General features: G+C 64.7%; 13 protein-coding genes. 6 read left to right on the forward strand and 7 right to left on the reverse strand.

The window, feature by feature from the left end:
• Nucleotides 1–51: 51 nt before the first annotated feature.
• The 3 genes from VH326_RS15135 to VH326_RS15145 all read right to left on the reverse strand — a co-directional run bounded on the left by VH326_RS15135 (nucleotide 52) and on the right by VH326_RS15145 (nucleotide 1,685).
• Nucleotides 52–336, reverse strand: a complete 285-nt coding sequence (locus VH326_RS15135; RefSeq protein WP_329632674.1) for a hypothetical protein — start codon at nucleotides 334–336, stop codon at nucleotides 52–54.
• Nucleotides 337–401: 65 nt separating this feature from the next.
• Complete coding sequence (locus VH326_RS15140; protein WP_329632675.1) at nucleotides 402–1,376, reverse strand: cysteine synthase A; 975 nt, start codon at nucleotides 1,374–1,376, stop codon at nucleotides 402–404.
• 72 nt (nucleotides 1,377–1,448) lie between these two features.
• Nucleotides 1,449–1,685, reverse strand: a complete 237-nt coding sequence (locus VH326_RS15145) for a hypothetical protein (RefSeq protein WP_329632676.1) — start codon at nucleotides 1,683–1,685, stop codon at nucleotides 1,449–1,451.
• 109 nt (nucleotides 1,686–1,794) lie between these two features.
• Between VH326_RS15145 and VH326_RS15150 the strand changes: the two genes are divergently transcribed.
• Together VH326_RS15150 and VH326_RS15155 are read left to right on the forward strand one after the other, a co-directional pair.
• Nucleotides 1,795–2,073: a type II toxin-antitoxin system VapB family antitoxin gene (locus tag VH326_RS15150; protein WP_329632677.1), complete on the forward strand. Its 279-nt coding sequence runs from the start codon at nucleotides 1,795–1,797 to the stop codon at nucleotides 2,071–2,073.
• 12 nt (nucleotides 2,074–2,085) lie between these two features.
• Nucleotides 2,086–2,589, forward strand: coding sequence for a DNA-deoxyinosine glycosylase (locus tag VH326_RS15155; protein ID WP_329632678.1), 504 nt, complete (start codon nucleotides 2,086–2,088; stop codon nucleotides 2,587–2,589).
• A 5-nt stretch (nucleotides 2,590–2,594) separates the two neighbouring features.
• Here VH326_RS15155 and VH326_RS15160 read toward each other — a convergent pair whose 3' ends face one another.
• The gene (locus VH326_RS15160; protein ID WP_329632679.1) at nucleotides 2,595–3,665 is read right to left on the reverse strand and encodes a hypothetical protein; all 1,071 of its coding nucleotides are present in this window, start codon (nucleotides 3,663–3,665) and stop codon (nucleotides 2,595–2,597) included.
• A 75-nt stretch (nucleotides 3,666–3,740) separates the two neighbouring features.
• Between VH326_RS15160 and VH326_RS15165 the strand changes: the two genes are divergently transcribed.
• Together VH326_RS15165 and VH326_RS15170 are read left to right on the forward strand one after the other, a co-directional pair.
• On the forward strand, nucleotides 3,741–4,886 hold the full coding sequence (locus VH326_RS15165) for a DUF47 family protein (protein ID WP_329632680.1): 1,146 nt from the start codon (nucleotides 3,741–3,743) through the stop codon (nucleotides 4,884–4,886).
• Between the two features lie 25 nt (nucleotides 4,887–4,911).
• On the forward strand, nucleotides 4,912–5,925 hold the full coding sequence (locus tag VH326_RS15170) for an inorganic phosphate transporter (protein WP_329632681.1): 1,014 nt from the start codon (nucleotides 4,912–4,914) through the stop codon (nucleotides 5,923–5,925).
• A gap of 383 nt (nucleotides 5,926–6,308) precedes the next feature.
• On the opposite strand, the gene VH326_RS15175 is transcribed toward VH326_RS15170, so the two are convergent.
• Both VH326_RS15175 and VH326_RS15180 read right to left on the reverse strand, forming a co-directional pair.
• Nucleotides 6,309–7,100, reverse strand: a complete 792-nt coding sequence (locus VH326_RS15175) for a hypothetical protein (protein ID WP_329632682.1) — start codon at nucleotides 7,098–7,100, stop codon at nucleotides 6,309–6,311.
• A 168-nt stretch (nucleotides 7,101–7,268) separates the two neighbouring features.
• On the reverse strand, nucleotides 7,269–8,960 hold the full coding sequence (locus VH326_RS15180) for a hypothetical protein (protein WP_329632683.1): 1,692 nt from the start codon (nucleotides 8,958–8,960) through the stop codon (nucleotides 7,269–7,271).
• A 339-nt stretch (nucleotides 8,961–9,299) separates the two neighbouring features.
• On the opposite strand from VH326_RS15180, the gene VH326_RS15185 reads away from it, so the two are divergent.
• Both VH326_RS15185 and acnA read left to right on the forward strand, forming a co-directional pair.
• Entirely contained in the window at nucleotides 9,300–10,364 is a 1,065-nt protein-coding gene (locus tag VH326_RS15185; RefSeq protein ID WP_329632684.1) for an HD-GYP domain-containing protein, read from the forward strand.
• A 180-nt stretch (nucleotides 10,365–10,544) separates the two neighbouring features.
• Nucleotides 10,545–13,244 (forward strand): aconitate hydratase AcnA, encoded by a 2,700-nt coding sequence (gene acnA / locus VH326_RS15190; RefSeq protein WP_329632685.1) that lies wholly within the window; start codon nucleotides 10,545–10,547, stop codon nucleotides 13,242–13,244.
• Between the two features lie 209 nt (nucleotides 13,245–13,453).
• Here acnA and VH326_RS15195 read toward each other — a convergent pair whose 3' ends face one another.
• Nucleotides 13,454–15,136, reverse strand: coding sequence for a putative bifunctional diguanylate cyclase/phosphodiesterase (locus VH326_RS15195; protein WP_329632686.1), 1,683 nt, complete (start codon nucleotides 15,134–15,136; stop codon nucleotides 13,454–13,456).
• Nucleotides 15,137–15,147: the final 11 nt, after the last annotated feature.

Genomic DNA, 15,147 nt, shown 5'->3' on the forward strand with positions numbered 1-15,147 from the left:
GGCTGCGGTGGGGCATTTTCCCATGATCTGCCCAAGCCAGCGCCAAACGATTCACCTATGAGCAGGCGCAGCGGTCGGCGTAGCCGCAGGTGCCACGCCGAGTTCGGCGAGCGGCTCGCTGGTGGCGGCATCGCTCGGTACGGGCGTGTTCGACAGCGTGAGGTTGGCGGCAACGTCGGCCTTGGGCGCGCCCGCCGCAGTGCCGGGTTTTTCGCGGCTGACAATCGCGAAGATCGTCGCGGCCAGACCGATGAGCAGCACCACGGTGGCGAGGCCGATCAGCCCCACTTTCACTCGCTGCGTCGTCTGGATGGAATCGCGAACCGTCGTTTTCATTTGTGTCGTTTATGTAACACTGCGGACTCGGCTTGTCGACCTTAGGACCGGGCCGGCCGATCGCATCAGCCGGAAACCAGGCCTTTTTCGGCCAGCCAGACCGGGTTGTACAGCGTCGAGAGATAACGGAATCCGGTGTCGCACAGGATCGTCGCGACTCGACTCCCCGTCCCCAATTGCCGCGCCAGCCGGATCGCGCCGGCGACGTTGATCCCCGACGACAGGCCCAGGCAAAGCCCTTCCTCGTCGAGCAGCCGCCGCACCCATTCGTACCCCTCCGCATCGGATACGCGGAACTGCGTGTCGATGGGGGCCCCTTCGAGATTGGCGGTCACTCGGCCCTGTCCTATCCCCTCGGCGACCGACGATCCTTCGGAACGCAATTCGCCGCACGCATAATATTCGTAGAGCGCGGCGCCGTACGGATCGGTCAGCGCGATGCACACCGTCTCGTCCTTGGCCTTCAACCCCAGCCCGACCCCGGCCAGCGTGCCCCCCGTCCCGACCGAACAGGTGAAGCCGTCGATCCGTCCGTCCATCTGCTCCCAGATTTCCTCGGCGGTGCCCTGAATATGCGCCCGACGATTGGCGATGTTGTCGAACTGGTTCGCCCACACTGCATTCTCGGTCTCCTCGGCGATGCGGCGGCTGGTATGTACGAAATGACACGGGTTCGAATAGGGCGCCGCGGCCACCAGCACGAGCTCGGCACCGAGCGCGCGCAGCGTGTCCATCTTCTCGCGGCTTTGCGTCTCGGGCATGACGATGATCGACTTGTAGCCTTTGGCATTGGCGACCAGCGCGAGGCCGATCCCGGTATTGCCCGCGGTCCCTTCGACGATCGTACCGCCGGGCTTGAGCAGGCCGCGCGCTTCGGCATCCTCTACGATGGACAGCGCGGCGCGGTCCTTCACGCTGGCGCCTGGATTGACGAACTCGCACTTGCCGAAGATCTCGGCGCCCGCCGCCTCGCTCGGCCCCTGCAACCGGACGAGCGGCGTGTTGCCGATGAGCGCGAGCGTGCCGGGAAGAGCGGTCATCGCCGCCTCATGGCGCGCGCCGCGCTGCGGGGCAAGGAAGCGTGGCTTGGCATTGGGAAAGCGCCGCTCGCGCTACATGGCGTTGCCGGCGACCGAGTCGTTGCTCATCGTGGCGTCCGCGGCGGCCATGTTGTCGCCGCTTGAAATGGCGTCGTCCGGAGTCGGCGTCGGGCTCGGGACCGTGGCGACGACGTTGCCGACCGCGGTCGTGGTGATCGAGTCGGGCGAATTGGCGCCCACCGCATCCTGGCTGCCGCCGCACGCGGCCAGCACCAACAGGCTCGTTCCCGCCAAGAATAGTCGCCGCATCGATCCCTCCCGCCCGCTTGTCGCGCCACCATAGCGCCACTCCGGCCCGGCTCAACATTTGCTTGCCAACTTGGCATATGGTGGAAAGCGGTCAGCGAAAGGTAGAACGATGGGCGTGCAGCTGAACATCAAGAGCGAAGAAGCCCGGCGCCTTGCCGAGGAACTCGCGGCCGAGAGCGGCGAGACCCTCACGCCTGCCGTCACCGAGGCGATGCGCGAACGCTTAAAAGCCCTTCGCCGCGAACGCAGCCAGACGCCGAGCGCCATAGAGGAGCGCCAGCGAATCCTGAACGACGTCGTTAAGCTCAATTTCGGCGACTGTTCGGCTACGCGCTGGCCAAGGCCGAGGACGCGCCGCTCTTCTTCAAAGGGGATGATTTCGCCATGACGGACGTCAAGATTGCCTCCCGTCCCCGTCCCTGATCGCAAACGCTCGTTCGCGCCTGTTGTCGACGCGCAAACGCGCCTGCTGATCTGCGGCAGCCTGCCCGGCGAGCGAAGCCTCGCCGCGCGGCGTTATTATGCGCACCCGCAAAACCAGTTCTGGCGATTGCTGTCGCCGGTGGTCGGGGCCGACCTGGCGACGCTCGACTATGACGCGCGTCTCGCCGCGTTGCGCGCGGCGAATGTCGGGCTGTGGGACGTCGTCGCTTCGGCGTCGCGCAGCGGGAGCAGGGATGCCGCGATTCGCGATCTTGCCGCCAACGACCTCGCCGCGCTCGTTGCCACCCTTCCCGATCTGCGCGCGATCGCGTTCAACGGCGGCACCGCGCATCGCATCGGCACGCGCCGGCTTGTCGGAACCGCATTGCCGCTGATCGCCCTACCCTCGTCGAGCCCGCTCCACACGGTAGGGCTCGCGGCGAAGCAGCCCGCGTGGGACGCGCTCCGCGAATTCTTGTGACGTTATTATGAGGCCGCCGGCGCGGCGCAGACCCCATCGCGCACCCCACTGACGCTGCCCAGGCCGAGCACGATCTTCGCTCGCCGTTCGAACGCCAATGCTTGCCAGCGCCCGGAATTGCCGATCGCGGCTCGGCTGCGCAGGAAGGTCAGGCTCATCAGCTCGTATTGCTCGTCGTCGACTTGGCCCGCGTCGATCAGGCAGGTCCATTGCGCGACATTCCATCGCCAGTCGCGCGCGATGCCGTCCTCGTCGATCGTCCGCGCCAGCGCACCATACCAGTCGACGATCGCCTGAAGCTTCGGTGCGCGTTCGGCGCCCGGCAGCACCGCGAGCTTAGCGCGCAGCCGCGCGACGTCCTCGTCGGGGGGAAGGAAGCCTTGCTGGACTCGCACGTCGATCGCCCAGCGCACCTTGCGCGCGGTGATCGGCTCGCCCGCGAACACACGCAGCAGATCGAGCCGCACCTTGTCGAGCAGTGCGATATAGGTGTCGGTCTGGACCTGGAGCATCGCGTCGCCTTCGAACAACGCGATAAGTTCGGCGGCGAGGACCGCGTTGAGCTTGCCCTTGTCGTCCTCGGCGGCGAGGATCGCGGCGCGGCACGTGTCGGCGACGGGGACTGCGAGACACGGCTTCGAGAACAGCAACTTGCCATAGGTCGGCGCGAGCGCATCGCGCGCCCACTTGAAATCGCGCTTGTGGCGGAACTGGCTCCGCCACGCCGCGAGCACCGGCTGAAGGCTGCCGGTCCCGAAATTCCACTGCGCCATCCCGACCGAGATCAACTGACTGTCGAAATTGCCCACCGGATCGGCCCAGCATCCGGTGGTCTCCGGAATCGAGGTCTCGTGCATCCGTTCAAAGACGCCCGCGCGGTCGAGCCCGATCTGCGCCATCCGCGCCAACGCGTCGGGGTCGATCCGAATCGCGGGATCGTCGCCGACGCGGCGGCACGGCGGCGGTGGCGGCGGCGGAGGAGTCGCGATCGTCGGTACCGGGGACACGGTTTGGGCGGTCGCGGGCATCGCCAAGGTCGCGGACAGCAAAATCGACAGGGTCACCATCCACTGCATCGGCGCGCTTTCATCGGAGTGTCACAATCGCGCAATAGATCGCACAGCGCGCCGCGGGCTGCTAGGGAAGCCGCCATGCCTGCGCCGGGGTACCCTTCGATTCGTCAGATCGCCGCCTTGCCGTATCGCACCGACGGGCCAGCAATCGATTCGGCGGTGCGCGTGCTGCTGATCACCAGCCGCGAGAACAAGCGCTGGGTCATCCCCAAGGGCAATCATCCGTCGGGATTTTCGGCCCACGCCGCCGCTGCGTTGGAAGCCGACGAGGAAGCTGGGGTCCGCGGTCTCGTCTGCCCCACTCCGCTCGGCAGCTATCGCTATCGCAAGCGTAAGAGCAACGGGGCGTCGCTGATGGTCGACGTCGATGTGTTCCCGCTCGCGGTCAACCAGGAACTGGCCAATTGGAAGGAGCAGGGCGAGCGCGAGCGCCGTTGGGTTTCGCTCACCCAAGCCGCCGGCATGGTCGAGGAGCCTGACCTCGCCGACCTCATCCGATCGTTCGGCGCCGCCGAATTCAAGGCCGCGACGCGGCGCACCGGCGTGATCGCCGCTACACAATCGAGGATCAGTCCCATGTTCGCCTGGTTTCAGCGCCTGTTGCCCAAGACGGGCAATTTCTTCGAGATGTTCGAGGCGCATGCGGTGACGATCGTCGGCGCGGCGGATGCGATGGCGCGGCTGGTGCAGGACGGGGGCGAGTCGCGCGCCGACCATATCCGCGAGGTGATCGAGCGCGAGCACGATGCCGACGAGATCATCCGCCAGGTGCTCAAGACCGTGCGCGAGACCTTCCTCACCCCGTTCGACCGCGGAACGATCACCGCGTTGATCGGGTCGATGGACGACACGGTCGACGAGATGCAAGCCGCGGTGCAGGCGATGGACCTCTATGAGGTGCGCGATTTCGCCCAGGAAATGAAGGACATGGCCGGGATCATCGTCGACGCCGCGCGGCTCACCGCCGAGGCGATGCCGCTGCTCCGCGACGTCGCGCGCAACGGCGTGCGGCTCCACGAGCTGACCGAGCGCATCGTGCGGATGGAAAGCCATGCCGACGAGATCCACCGCGTCGGGCTCAAGCGCGCGTACAACCAGTACGGCGCCAGCGACACGCTGCGCTTCATCGTCGCGCGCGAGGTGTTCAAGCATCTCGAGCGGATCGTCGACGCGTTCGAGGACGTCGCGAACGAGATCGACGGCATCGTCATCGACCATTCCTGATCGCGCTCGCTAGGACCGCCCGACGATGCACGACCTCGCGCTCCCGCTGCTGATCGGGCTGATCGTCACCGCGCTGGCATTCGATTTCCTCAACGGCCTGCACGACGCCGCCAATTCGATCGCCACCGTCGTCGCGACGCGATTGCTCAAGCCGGTCCATGCAGTGATGTTCGCCGCGGTGTTCAACTTCGCCGCCTATTTCCTGACGCTCGCCATCCCGAGCCTGCACGCGGTCGCCCAGACGATCGGCCAGGGGCTGATCGAGAAGAATTTGATCACCCCCGGCGTGGTGTTCGGGGCGCTGGTCGGCGCGATGTTCTGGAACGTCGTCACCTGGCTGAAAGGCATTCCGTCGTCGTCGAGCCACGCGCTGGTCGGCGGGATCATCGGCGCCGGCGTCGCGCATGCCGGGATCGGCGGGATCCAGTGGACCGGGCTCAACAAGACCTTGGTCGCGATCGTGCTGTCGCCGGTGCTCGGCATGTTCCTGTCGATGGCGATCATGCTCGCAACGAGCTGGATGTTCGCGCGCACCCGCAACCACGCCGCCGAGCGCCGTCTCCGAATCCTCCATCTGATCTCGGCGGGCACGCTGTCGCTCAGCCACGGCCTCAACGACGCGCAAAAGACGATGGGGATCATCACCGTGCTGCTGTTCTCCACGGGCCATCTGACCGGCAAGTTTGCGGTGCCGCACTGGGTCGCGCTCAGCTGCTACACCGCGATGGGCGTCGGCACGCTGACCGGCGGGTGGAAGATCATCGAGACGATGGGCAGCCGGATCACCAAGCTATCGCAGCACCAGGGGTTCAGCGCGTCGGCGGGCGGCACGGTGATGCTGTTCACCGCCAGCCTGTTCGGCATTCCGGTATCGACCACGCACACCATCACCGGCTGCGTGATCGGCGCCGGCACCGCGCGCCGCGCGAGCGCGGTGCGGTGGGGGGTGGCGCAGAACGTGGTCGTGGCGTGGGTGATCACGATCCCCGCCAGCGCCGCGGTGGGGGCGTTGTTCTACGGGGTGACCACCCTCTTTTAAATCCTCCCCGTTCACGGGGAGGTGGCGCCGAAGGCGACGGAGGGGGTTCTCCACGAGCGGCGCGTGTGCGGCCCGCCCCCTCCACCATCCTGCGGATGGTCCCCCTCCCCGTCCCGGGGAGGATTTAGAGGGCGCGCCACCTCCCCGTTCACGGGGAGGTGGCGCGCGTAGCGCGACGGAGGGGGGCCTCCACGAGCGCACCGCCGGCGGCCCGCCCCCTCCACCATGCTTCGCATGGTCCCCCTCCCCGTGAACGGGGAGGATTTCGAGTGGCGCGTCAGCGGCGCGAAGTGAATTCGCGCCGTCGGTCGGCGCCCGTAGCGCCGCCGTCCGGACGCGGCTGGAGCCGGGATTTGGCGCCGCCAAATCCTGCGGCCGCCGCGTCAGGGAATCTTCCCCTCCGCCAGCCAGCGTTCCGCGCGCACCGCTTCTTTGCGCAGGTTGTGCGCGGCCACGCGGTCGAGCTTGGCGGCGATGCTTGCGAACACCTCTTCGCTGGTGCGCACTTGCTTCGGCACGAACGATCCCCCGGCAAGCTTCGCCGCGGCGTGCGCTGCCGCGACCAGTTCCTTCTTGGTGCGGTCCTTGCGCGGCACCGCGGCGTCGCGCGTGACCAGCGTCCGCAGCAGCACTTCCGAATAGCGCCGCCGCGTGCCGACCACCTTGCCGGCGTGCCAGACCTGTTCCTCGACTCCGTCGACCGCGCGCTCGACCGCGATCTGCTGGAGCACGCCGGTCGATTGCCCTTTCGCGCGGTCCCATGCGGCGGCGAAGGCGGGGTCGCGGTCGCGCAAGTGATAGGCGCCGGGGAACGACAGGCCGAGCGTTTCGCACGCCGCAGTCACGCTCTCGCCCTCGCCGATCAGCCGCAGGAACGCGCGCCGCCGGATCGCGGTCCAGCCGTCGTGATGCCCGACCACGGCGGGCACGTCCGCCGCATCCAGGCCCTTGGCCGCGCGCCGCGCCTCCGCATTGGCGCGTCGCCACTGGTCGAGCGCATCGTCCCATCTGGCGGCGAATTCCGGCGAGCGGCGGCGGCGGTCATAAGCGGGCGATTCGGTCCGCCCGACCTCCGCCAGCGCGCGCCCGACATGGCCGTGAAAGCGCAGCGCCATGACGAAGGCGATCTCGGTATCGGCGGTCCATTGGGTGTAGGCGCGAGTGGTGCGCGGCATGGTGGTGCTCCCCTGGGTGGAAGGAGCGAGGCAGTTATCTCATCCACATGCGTGTAGGAAAATGAAAATGCGCGATGCCCCATTACCGGAACTAAATTGCGGCTCCTAAGCTACGACGGGGGCGGAACCTCATGGGCAGCTGCGGCGCTTACCTGATATCGCGTATGGCTAAAGATAAAACGATTGCATATCATCGGCGCTAAATTCTTGCAGATTTAGCAAACGATCTCTAACTACTAGATAGTCTAGGTTGATCGTAGCCACCACACCATCGATGGTAGCTTCTCCACCCTCCGCACGTCCGTCCAATAGGGTGTTTATCGCACTACTTAGGTATTCATAGGCGTTCATTACTAGCGGCAAGATATATGTGGGTACGTTACCGCTATGGGAAATCAGGTTCCTAACTCTATAAATCCGATGTAATTGCCATCGTACCCGATTTTCGTGCTCAGCCAGCGATTTCTGATAATCAGCAGGCAATCCGAATTTTTTGTGTAGCCGCCATAAGCGATACAAAGCCAAGGGATTGTTAGAAAATAGATTGCACCATTCTTGGTGATACTGTTTGTTATCTGGTATAAACATAAGGTCGATAAAGTTATCAAATGGACTTGCCTTGACGAAATTATTATCTTTGAAAAATTTGTTCATTCTTTTTCTATAACTAAACACCAGCTCATCGAAAATTGCTTTAGCATACCTCTGCTGATACCTGAAACAAATCAAGGGTATAACCTGTTCTACATAATGAGATATCCGTGCGGTTCCAGCCGGAGGCTCGCTTAACAAAGCTTCCACCGACGACCACAAAGACGTTATTTGATTTTCCGGGTTTGCCGAGGTGCCTGACAGCGCTGCCATGTTCAGCGCGTTCATTAACCGCAGAGTAGAACTTCTCTCAAAGTTGCGAAATATTTTCCTAGTATAAGCCCCCATGTCTCTTGCCACGCTTTTCGTGACGCGCGGCACCTTTCGCTGTAATAGAGGCGTCTCATGGAGATATATCCGACCGGCGGTCGCGCGGTATAGCTTGACGTAAGAATGTTTATACCATTTAAGATCCGCTCCTCGTCTAGCCAATATAGTGGACGAAGCTATAGTTGATAACAACATCCCAACCAAATGGATGGCATTAAATTGATCTAATGCTTCAGTTTTATAAACAAGGTATTTATGCTCGTCGGAATATCCGGCGTGCTGAATTATGCTTTCTCTCGCGTGGTCTGGCAAATCCTCGATACTTCGCACACGGCCGAATGGATGAGAAACTTCGATAATGGCCGCTAAAGAATCGGATATTGGGGTTATAACTTCGTATGCGTGCTTTTTATCATTAAACTGACTAAAGAATCGCTTTAGTGTTCTCTTTTCTATTTTATGTACCTGTTCTGAGAAAAACCGTTTGAATACAGTATACCCAATAAACGACCGTGAATAGCCGTGATTTATGAGAACGGAACAATATATCGTGACTAGCTCGTCTAACGCGATTCGGTTTTTCTTATCGCCATAAACTTCTATAATTTTGTCTTCTATAACCGAGCGGTCTAGGACGGATATCTTTGGAGACAGCCCTATCAAGAATCGGCGGAGATCGTGAACCTCTCGTTCATTTATCTTCTGCTTAGCAAAGGTCTTCTGAAATATCTTTATCTCATTAGGGTAAAGTTCGAAGAGAATTGGGTCCTTGTGCAGGTATTCCGAGAATTCGACAATTGCAGATTCAATAGCAACGGCTGGAATTTTTCCTCCGATTACATCATCGCAAAGCCGCCCCAACTCGACTAATCGCGATGCGCAATCGAGAGCGGGAACGCGAAAACTCTCGAATGTATTTCGGCGGACTAGTTCACGCATCAGCTGCGCAATGAAAAGAACGCTTTGCGCCTTGTCGGACTCTGGCCACGAAAGTACTGGCGGTCTCATTCGTCCCCCCTCTTTTCCAAATTGTTCTGGAAATTAGGCCGCCGGTCAACCCACCACCACCCCCTCCCCCTCCCCCTGCTATCGGCCCATCCAACTCTCGCATTCGCCCGTCCGGGCGCGTCCGCGCGAGATGGTCCCGCGCCGGCCCGAACTGCGCAAAATAAATTTCGATCGGCACAGCGGATTGTCCGAAATTCCCAATTGATTTGCGTCAATTAGCGCTTACGACGCGTAGCTGGCCGCATTCGCGGACCTCGGGGGGATCAGACAATGTCGGACGGAAATAACGGGCTGGTCCCCGGCGATTGGCGTGGGCCGAGCAGTCCCGGCCGCACCGCGGCACCGCAGCGCCCCGCGTTCGGCAAGGCCCGGGAGCTTCATTTGCGAAGCCGCCCCGGCACGCACCGCGAAGAAAAGGGCCGCGCCCAGGCCGTCGTCAGCGCCGGGTCCGAAGCCGTCGCCGCCGCGATGGCGGCGGCGCGCGCGGGCGAGCCGCTGAAGACCATTGAGCTGGTGGAAATCGTCGATGCGGTGACGGCGTCGCTGGTGCGCGACCCGCTCGCCTTGCCCAGCATCACGCGGCTGCGCAACCTGCACGAATATACCTACATGCATTCGGTCGCGGTGTGCGGCTGGATGGTGGCGGTGGCGCAGGAGCTCGAGCTGCCCGCCGATCAGATCCGCGATGCCGGTCTGGCCGGGCTGCTGCACGACATCGGCAAGTCGGCGATCCCGTCGGGGTTGCTCAACGAGGCTGCGGCGCGATCGCCCGAGCAAGCGGCCGAATTGCGCGAGCACCCGCATCGCGGCGATGAGATCCTGCGCGAGGTGCCGGCGATGCCCGAGCTCGTCCTCGACGTCGTTCGCCACCATCACGAGCGGCCCGACGGCGCGGGCTATCCCGACGGCCTGTCGGGCGACGCGCTCAGCATCCACGCGCGGATGGCGGCGGTGTGCAATTTCTACGACAAGATGACCGCCCCGCCGCCGGGCATCGCGAGATGGTCGTCGAGCCAGGCGATCGAGCGCCTTCGCGCGGGGGCGGGCGAATTCGACGAGCGAGTCGTGCGATCCTTCGTGCGCATCGTCGGCGCGTTTCCGCCGGGGGCGCTGGTGCGGATGCGGAGCAACCTGCTCGGCGTGGTGCTCGACGAGACCGAGCGCGATCCGCTCCACCCGGCGGTTGCGGTGTTCCGGTACGTCAATGGCGGCGATGTTCCGTGGCGCCGGATGAGCACGCGGGCCGATCCGATCATCGGGCTCGAGCGGCCCGAAAGCTGGCATTTCGACGATTGGCCGGGGCTCCGCGCGAAGTTGCTCGAACTGTCGGAATAGGACGGTGATTTGGGCGCTCCTTGCGGGCGTTGCCAGTGTCGGGTTTGAGCCTTAAGGCCCGTCCGACTCTCGCATTCGCCCGTCCGGGCGCGTCCGCGCGAGGGGCCGGCGGCATGCCCCGCGCCCTCGCCTCCGCGGCCAGCGCCTCGCGACTGGCCGCACATCCAGGGAAGGACCCGCATGACCGCCATCGGCCACGATTCGCTCGAAACGCGAGACACGCTCACCGTGGGGGGCAAGGCGTACGATTATTTCAGCCTGGCCAAGGCGGCGGCGAAGATGGGCGACGTGTCGCGACTGCCGTTTTCGATGAAGGTGCTGCTCGAAAACCTGCTGCGGTTCGAGGATGGCGTGACCGTCACTCCCGACGACATCCAGGCGGTGATCGACTGGCAGGCCAACCCCCACGCCCCCGACCGCGAGATCCAGTATCGCCCGGCGCGCGTGCTGATGCAGGATTTCACCGGGGTGCCGTGCGTGGTCGACCTGGCGGCGATGCGCGACGCGATCACTCGGCTGGGCGGGGATGCCGCGCGGATCAATCCTTTGGTCCCGGTCCACCTCGTCATCGACCATAGCGTGATGGTCGACGAGTTCGGCACGCCGCGGGCGTTCGCGGACAATGTCGACCTCGAATATGCGCGCAATTTCGAGCGGTACGAGTTCCTCAAATGGGGGTCGAAGGCGCTCGACAATTTTCAGGTGGTGCCGCCGGGGACGGGGATCTGCCACCAGGTCAACCTGGAGTATATCGGCCAGGCGGTGTGGTCTTCGGTGCAGGCCAATGCCGACGGGACGAAGATCGCGGACGGGCGGATGATCGCCTATCCCGATACGCTGGTCGGGACCGACAGCCATACGACGATGATCAACGGGCTGGGCGTGCTCGGCTGGGGCGTCGGCGGGATCGAGGCGGAAGCCGCGATGCTGGGGCAGCCGGTTTCGATGCTGATCCCCGAAGTGGTCGGGTTCAAGCTGACGGGCGCGCTCAACGAAGGCATTACCGCGACCGACCTGGTGCTGACGGTGACTCAGATGCTGCGGCAGAAGGGCGTGGTCGGGCGGTTCGTCGAGTTTTACGGGCCGGGGCTCGATTCGATGACGCTGGCGGACCGCGCGACGATCGCCAACATGGCGCCCGAATATGGCGCGACCTGCGGCTTCTTCCCGGTCGACGGCGCGACGCTCGATTACATGCGGCTGACCGGGCGCCCGGCGGAGACGATCGCGCTGACCGAAGCGTACGCCAAGGCGCAGGGGCTGTGGCGCGCGGCGGATTCGCCTGACCCGGTGTTCACCGACACGCTCGAGCTCGACATGGGCGAAGTGGTGGCGAGCCTGGCCGGGCCCAAGCGCCCGCAGGACCGCGTCAGCCTCAACAAGGTCGACGAGGTGTTCAACGGCGACCTCTCGAAGCTCTATTACAAGGAGCGCCCGACCCGCATCGCGGTCGAGGGCCGCGCCCACGATATCGGCGACGGCGACGTGGTGATCGCGGCGATCACCAGCTGTACCAACACCTCGAACCCCAGCGTGCTGGTCGCCGCCGGGCTGGTGGCAAGGAAGGCGCGCGAGAAGGGCTTGAGCCCCAAGCCGTGGGTCAAGACTTCGCTGGCGCCGGGGTCGCAGGTGGTCACCGATTACCTGACCAAGGCCGGGCTGACCGCGGACTTGGACGCGATCGGGTTCAACCTGGTCGGCTATGGCTGCACGACGTGCATCGGCAATTCGGGCCCGCTCGCGCCCGAGATCTCAGCCGCGATCAACGAGAGCGACCTCGTCGCCGCAAGTGTGCTGTCGGGCAACCGCAACTTCGAAGGCCGCGTGTCGCCCGACGTTCGCGCCAACTTCCTCGCCTCCCCGCCGCTGGTGGTCGCCTACGCACTCAAGGGCACGGTGACCGAGGACATGGTCGAAACCCCGATCGGGCGAGGCTCGGACGGCGCGGACGTGTATCTCCGCGACATCTGGCCGACGAACCGCGAAGTCGCCGAGACGATGGCGGCGAACATCGACAGCGGCATGTTCGAAAGCCGCTACGGCAACGTCTATGCCGGCGACGACAAATGGCGCGCGATCGACGTGCTCGGGTCGGACACCTACACCTGGCGCGCCGGGTCGACCTACATCGCCAACCCGCCTTATTTCGACGGGATGAGCATGACCCCGGCGCCGGTCGAGGACATCGTCGCCGCGCGGCCGCTGGCGATCCTCGGCGATTCGATCACCACCGACCACATCAGCCCGGCCGGCAGCATCAAGGCGGATTCGCCCGCCGGCACCTTCCTGCAGGAGCATCAGGTCAGCCGCAGCGACTTCAACAGCTATGGCGCGCGCCGCGGCAACCACGACGTGATGATGCGCGGCACCTTTGCCAACATCCGCATCAAGAATGAGATGGTCCCCGGCATCGAGGGCGGGATGTCGCGCTATGACGGCCAGGTCATGCCGATCTACGACGCGGCGATGAAGTTCAAGGCGGACGGCGTGCCGATGGTGATCGTCGCGGGCAAGGAATACGGCACCGGATCGTCGCGCGACTGGGCGGCGAAGGGCACCAATTTGCTCGGCGTCCGCGCCGTCATCACCGAGAGCTTCGAGCGAATCCACCGCTCGAACCTGGTCGGGATGGGGGTGCTCCCGCTGCAGTTCGCCGACGGCGTCACGCGCCAGACGCTCGGGCTGACCGGCGACGAGACCTTCACGATCCGCAACGTCGCAGCGATCCGCCCGCGCCAGGACGTCGAGGTCGAACTGACTCGCGCCGACGGCTCGACCGAGATGTTCGTGACTCGCTGCCGAATCGATACGGTCAACGAGCTCGAGTATTTCCTCAACGGGGGAATCCTGCATTACGTGCTGCGGAAGCTGGCAGCTTGATCCTTTTCTCCTCTCCCTTGACGGGAGAGGATAGCGAAGCTTGGCAGCTTGCTGCCTAGCGCAGGTTGGAGAGGGTGAGCGGAGCAAAGCTCCGCGCGGCCGCAAGCGCGACCGCTTACCCCTCACCCAGCTCCGACTAGGGCCGCGCTGAAGGAGCGCGACCCAAGTCTGCGCAACCCTCTCCCACAAGGGGAGAGGGATAACTGGTATTAGACTCGCACCGCCGCCGATTGGCCGCCGCCACCCCGCGACCAGGCAATGAACGCCGCCTCGTCCATCGGTGCGGCCACGGCATAGCCCTGGACGACGTCGCAGCCGATCACGCGCAGCATGTCCTCCTGCTCGGCGCGCTCGATCCCCTCCGCCACCGCTTCGCAGCCAAGGCCGTGGATCAGCCCGACCACCGACTGCGCGATCTGGCGAGCCTCACCATCTTCGGTGATCTGCGCGACCAGGCTGTGGTCGAGCTTGATCCGGTCGATCGGTAACTCGCGAAGCCGCGACAGGCTCGAATGGCCGGTGCCGTACCCGTCGATTGCGATCGTCGCGCCGTCGGCGCGCAAAGCGGAAATCGCCTCGATCACGTCGTCGCTGCAATGCATCGCCAGCGTTTCGGTGATCTCGAGCTCGAGCAATCGCGCCGGGGCTTGCGCGGCATGCATCGCCTCGCGCAACCGCCGGAAGAACATGGCATGGTCGAGCTGGCGCTGGCTGACGTTGATCGCCAGCCGCTGATCGATCGACGCGACGGCCCAGCGCCGCAGCGTGCCCGCGACCTCGGCGATCACCCATTCGCCGATCTCGACGATCAGCCCGCTCTCCTCGGCGCGTTCGAGGAAGCTGGCGGGGAGCTTGATCCCCTGCGTCGGGTGGCGCCAGCGCAGCAGCGCTTCGGCCGCGACGGTGCGGCCGTCGCGCAGCGAGACTTGCGGCTGATAGACCAATTCGAACTGCCCGCGCTCGATTGCGCTGCGCAGATCGACCTCGAGCTGCGCGCGGTCGGCGAGCTGCGCTGCAAGCTCGTCGGAGAAATGCTCGGTGCGGCCCCGGCCGCTCGCCTTGGCATGGTACATCGCGGCATCGGCGGCGCGCATCAAGTCGTGCAGCGTCGTGCCGTGCGTGGGCCGCATCGCGATGCCGATCGACGCGCCGATCTCGATCTCGGTGCCGGCCAGGTCGAACGGTTCGGTCAGCGCGAACAGCACGCCGCGCCCGATCCGCGCCGCCTCGCGCGCATCGGCGAGCTTGGGAAACAGCATCGTGAACTCGTCGCCCGCCAGCCGCCCGATCAACGGCACGCCCGAACCCGGCGCGAGCGAGACGCCGTCGGCGACCGCGCGGAGCCGGTTGGCGACCATCCCGAGTAGCATGTCGCCGGTCGCGTGGCCCTTGGTGTCGTTGACCGCCTTGAACCGGTCGAGGTCGATGAACAGCAACGCCGCGACGGTACCGGCGGGCATTTCGGCAAGCTGGCGCTCGGCGGCGCGGCGGAAATGGGTGCGGTTGGGAAGCGAAGTGACCGGGTCGTACATCGCCAGGCGGTGGACGCTGTCGAGGTTGGTGGCGACTTGCCGGAACAGGCCCTCCATCGCTTGCGACAGATGCGGGGCCACGGTCGCGATCTCGGCCGGGACGGGGCTATCGAGATCGCCGTGCGCCGCCTTGGCGAGGCGTTCGATCGCGGTGTCGAGCGCGGCCGCCGTGGTGCCGATCGCACGCTCGGCCGCGGCCCAGGAAAACACCGCGCAGACGATCGCGGGGATCAGCGCCCGCTCGAGATTATCGAGGCTGAGCGCCCCGTGCGATGTCGCCAGCACCGCCAGGACGAACACCACCACGCCGGCGCACAGGGCGAAGGTAATCGCCCGGCCCTTGAGTGATGCCGATTCCATGTTCGTAGAAA

The organism is Sphingomonas sp., from assembly GCF_036269755.1.
Lineage (GTDB): Bacteria > Pseudomonadota > Alphaproteobacteria > Sphingomonadales > Sphingomonadaceae > Sphingomonas.

Excerpts from the sequence above, each read along its gene's own strand:
- acnA (WP_329632685.1), top strand. The coding sequence starts at position 10,545 with ATGACCGCCATCGGCCACGATTCGCTCGAAACGCGAGACACGCTCACC.
- VH326_RS15140 (WP_329632675.1), bottom strand. The coding sequence starts at position 1,376 with ATGACCGCTCTTCCCGGCACGCTCGCGCTCATCGGCAACACGCCGCTC.
- VH326_RS15135 (WP_329632674.1), bottom strand. The coding sequence starts at position 336 with ATGAAAACGACGGTTCGCGATTCCATCCAGACGACGCAGCGAGTGAAA.
- VH326_RS15160 (WP_329632679.1), bottom strand. The coding sequence starts at position 3,665 with ATGCAGTGGATGGTGACCCTGTCGATTTTGCTGTCCGCGACCTTGGCG.
- VH326_RS15185 (WP_329632684.1), top strand. The coding sequence starts at position 9,300 with ATGTCGGACGGAAATAACGGGCTGGTCCCCGGCGATTGGCGTGGGCCG.
- VH326_RS15195 (WP_329632686.1), bottom strand. The coding sequence starts at position 15,136 with ATGGAATCGGCATCACTCAAGGGCCGGGCGATTACCTTCGCCCTGTGC.
- VH326_RS15180 (WP_329632683.1), bottom strand. The coding sequence starts at position 8,960 with ATGCGTGAACTAGTCCGCCGAAATACATTCGAGAGTTTTCGCGTTCCC.
- VH326_RS15175 (WP_329632682.1), bottom strand. The coding sequence starts at position 7,100 with ATGCCGCGCACCACTCGCGCCTACACCCAATGGACCGCCGATACCGAG.
- VH326_RS15150 (WP_329632677.1), top strand. The coding sequence starts at position 1,795 with ATGGGCGTGCAGCTGAACATCAAGAGCGAAGAAGCCCGGCGCCTTGCC.
- VH326_RS15165 (WP_329632680.1), top strand. The coding sequence starts at position 3,741 with ATGCCTGCGCCGGGGTACCCTTCGATTCGTCAGATCGCCGCCTTGCCG.
- VH326_RS15145 (WP_329632676.1), bottom strand. The coding sequence starts at position 1,685 with ATGCGGCGACTATTCTTGGCGGGAACGAGCCTGTTGGTGCTGGCCGCG.
- VH326_RS15170 (WP_329632681.1), top strand. The coding sequence starts at position 4,912 with ATGCACGACCTCGCGCTCCCGCTGCTGATCGGGCTGATCGTCACCGCG.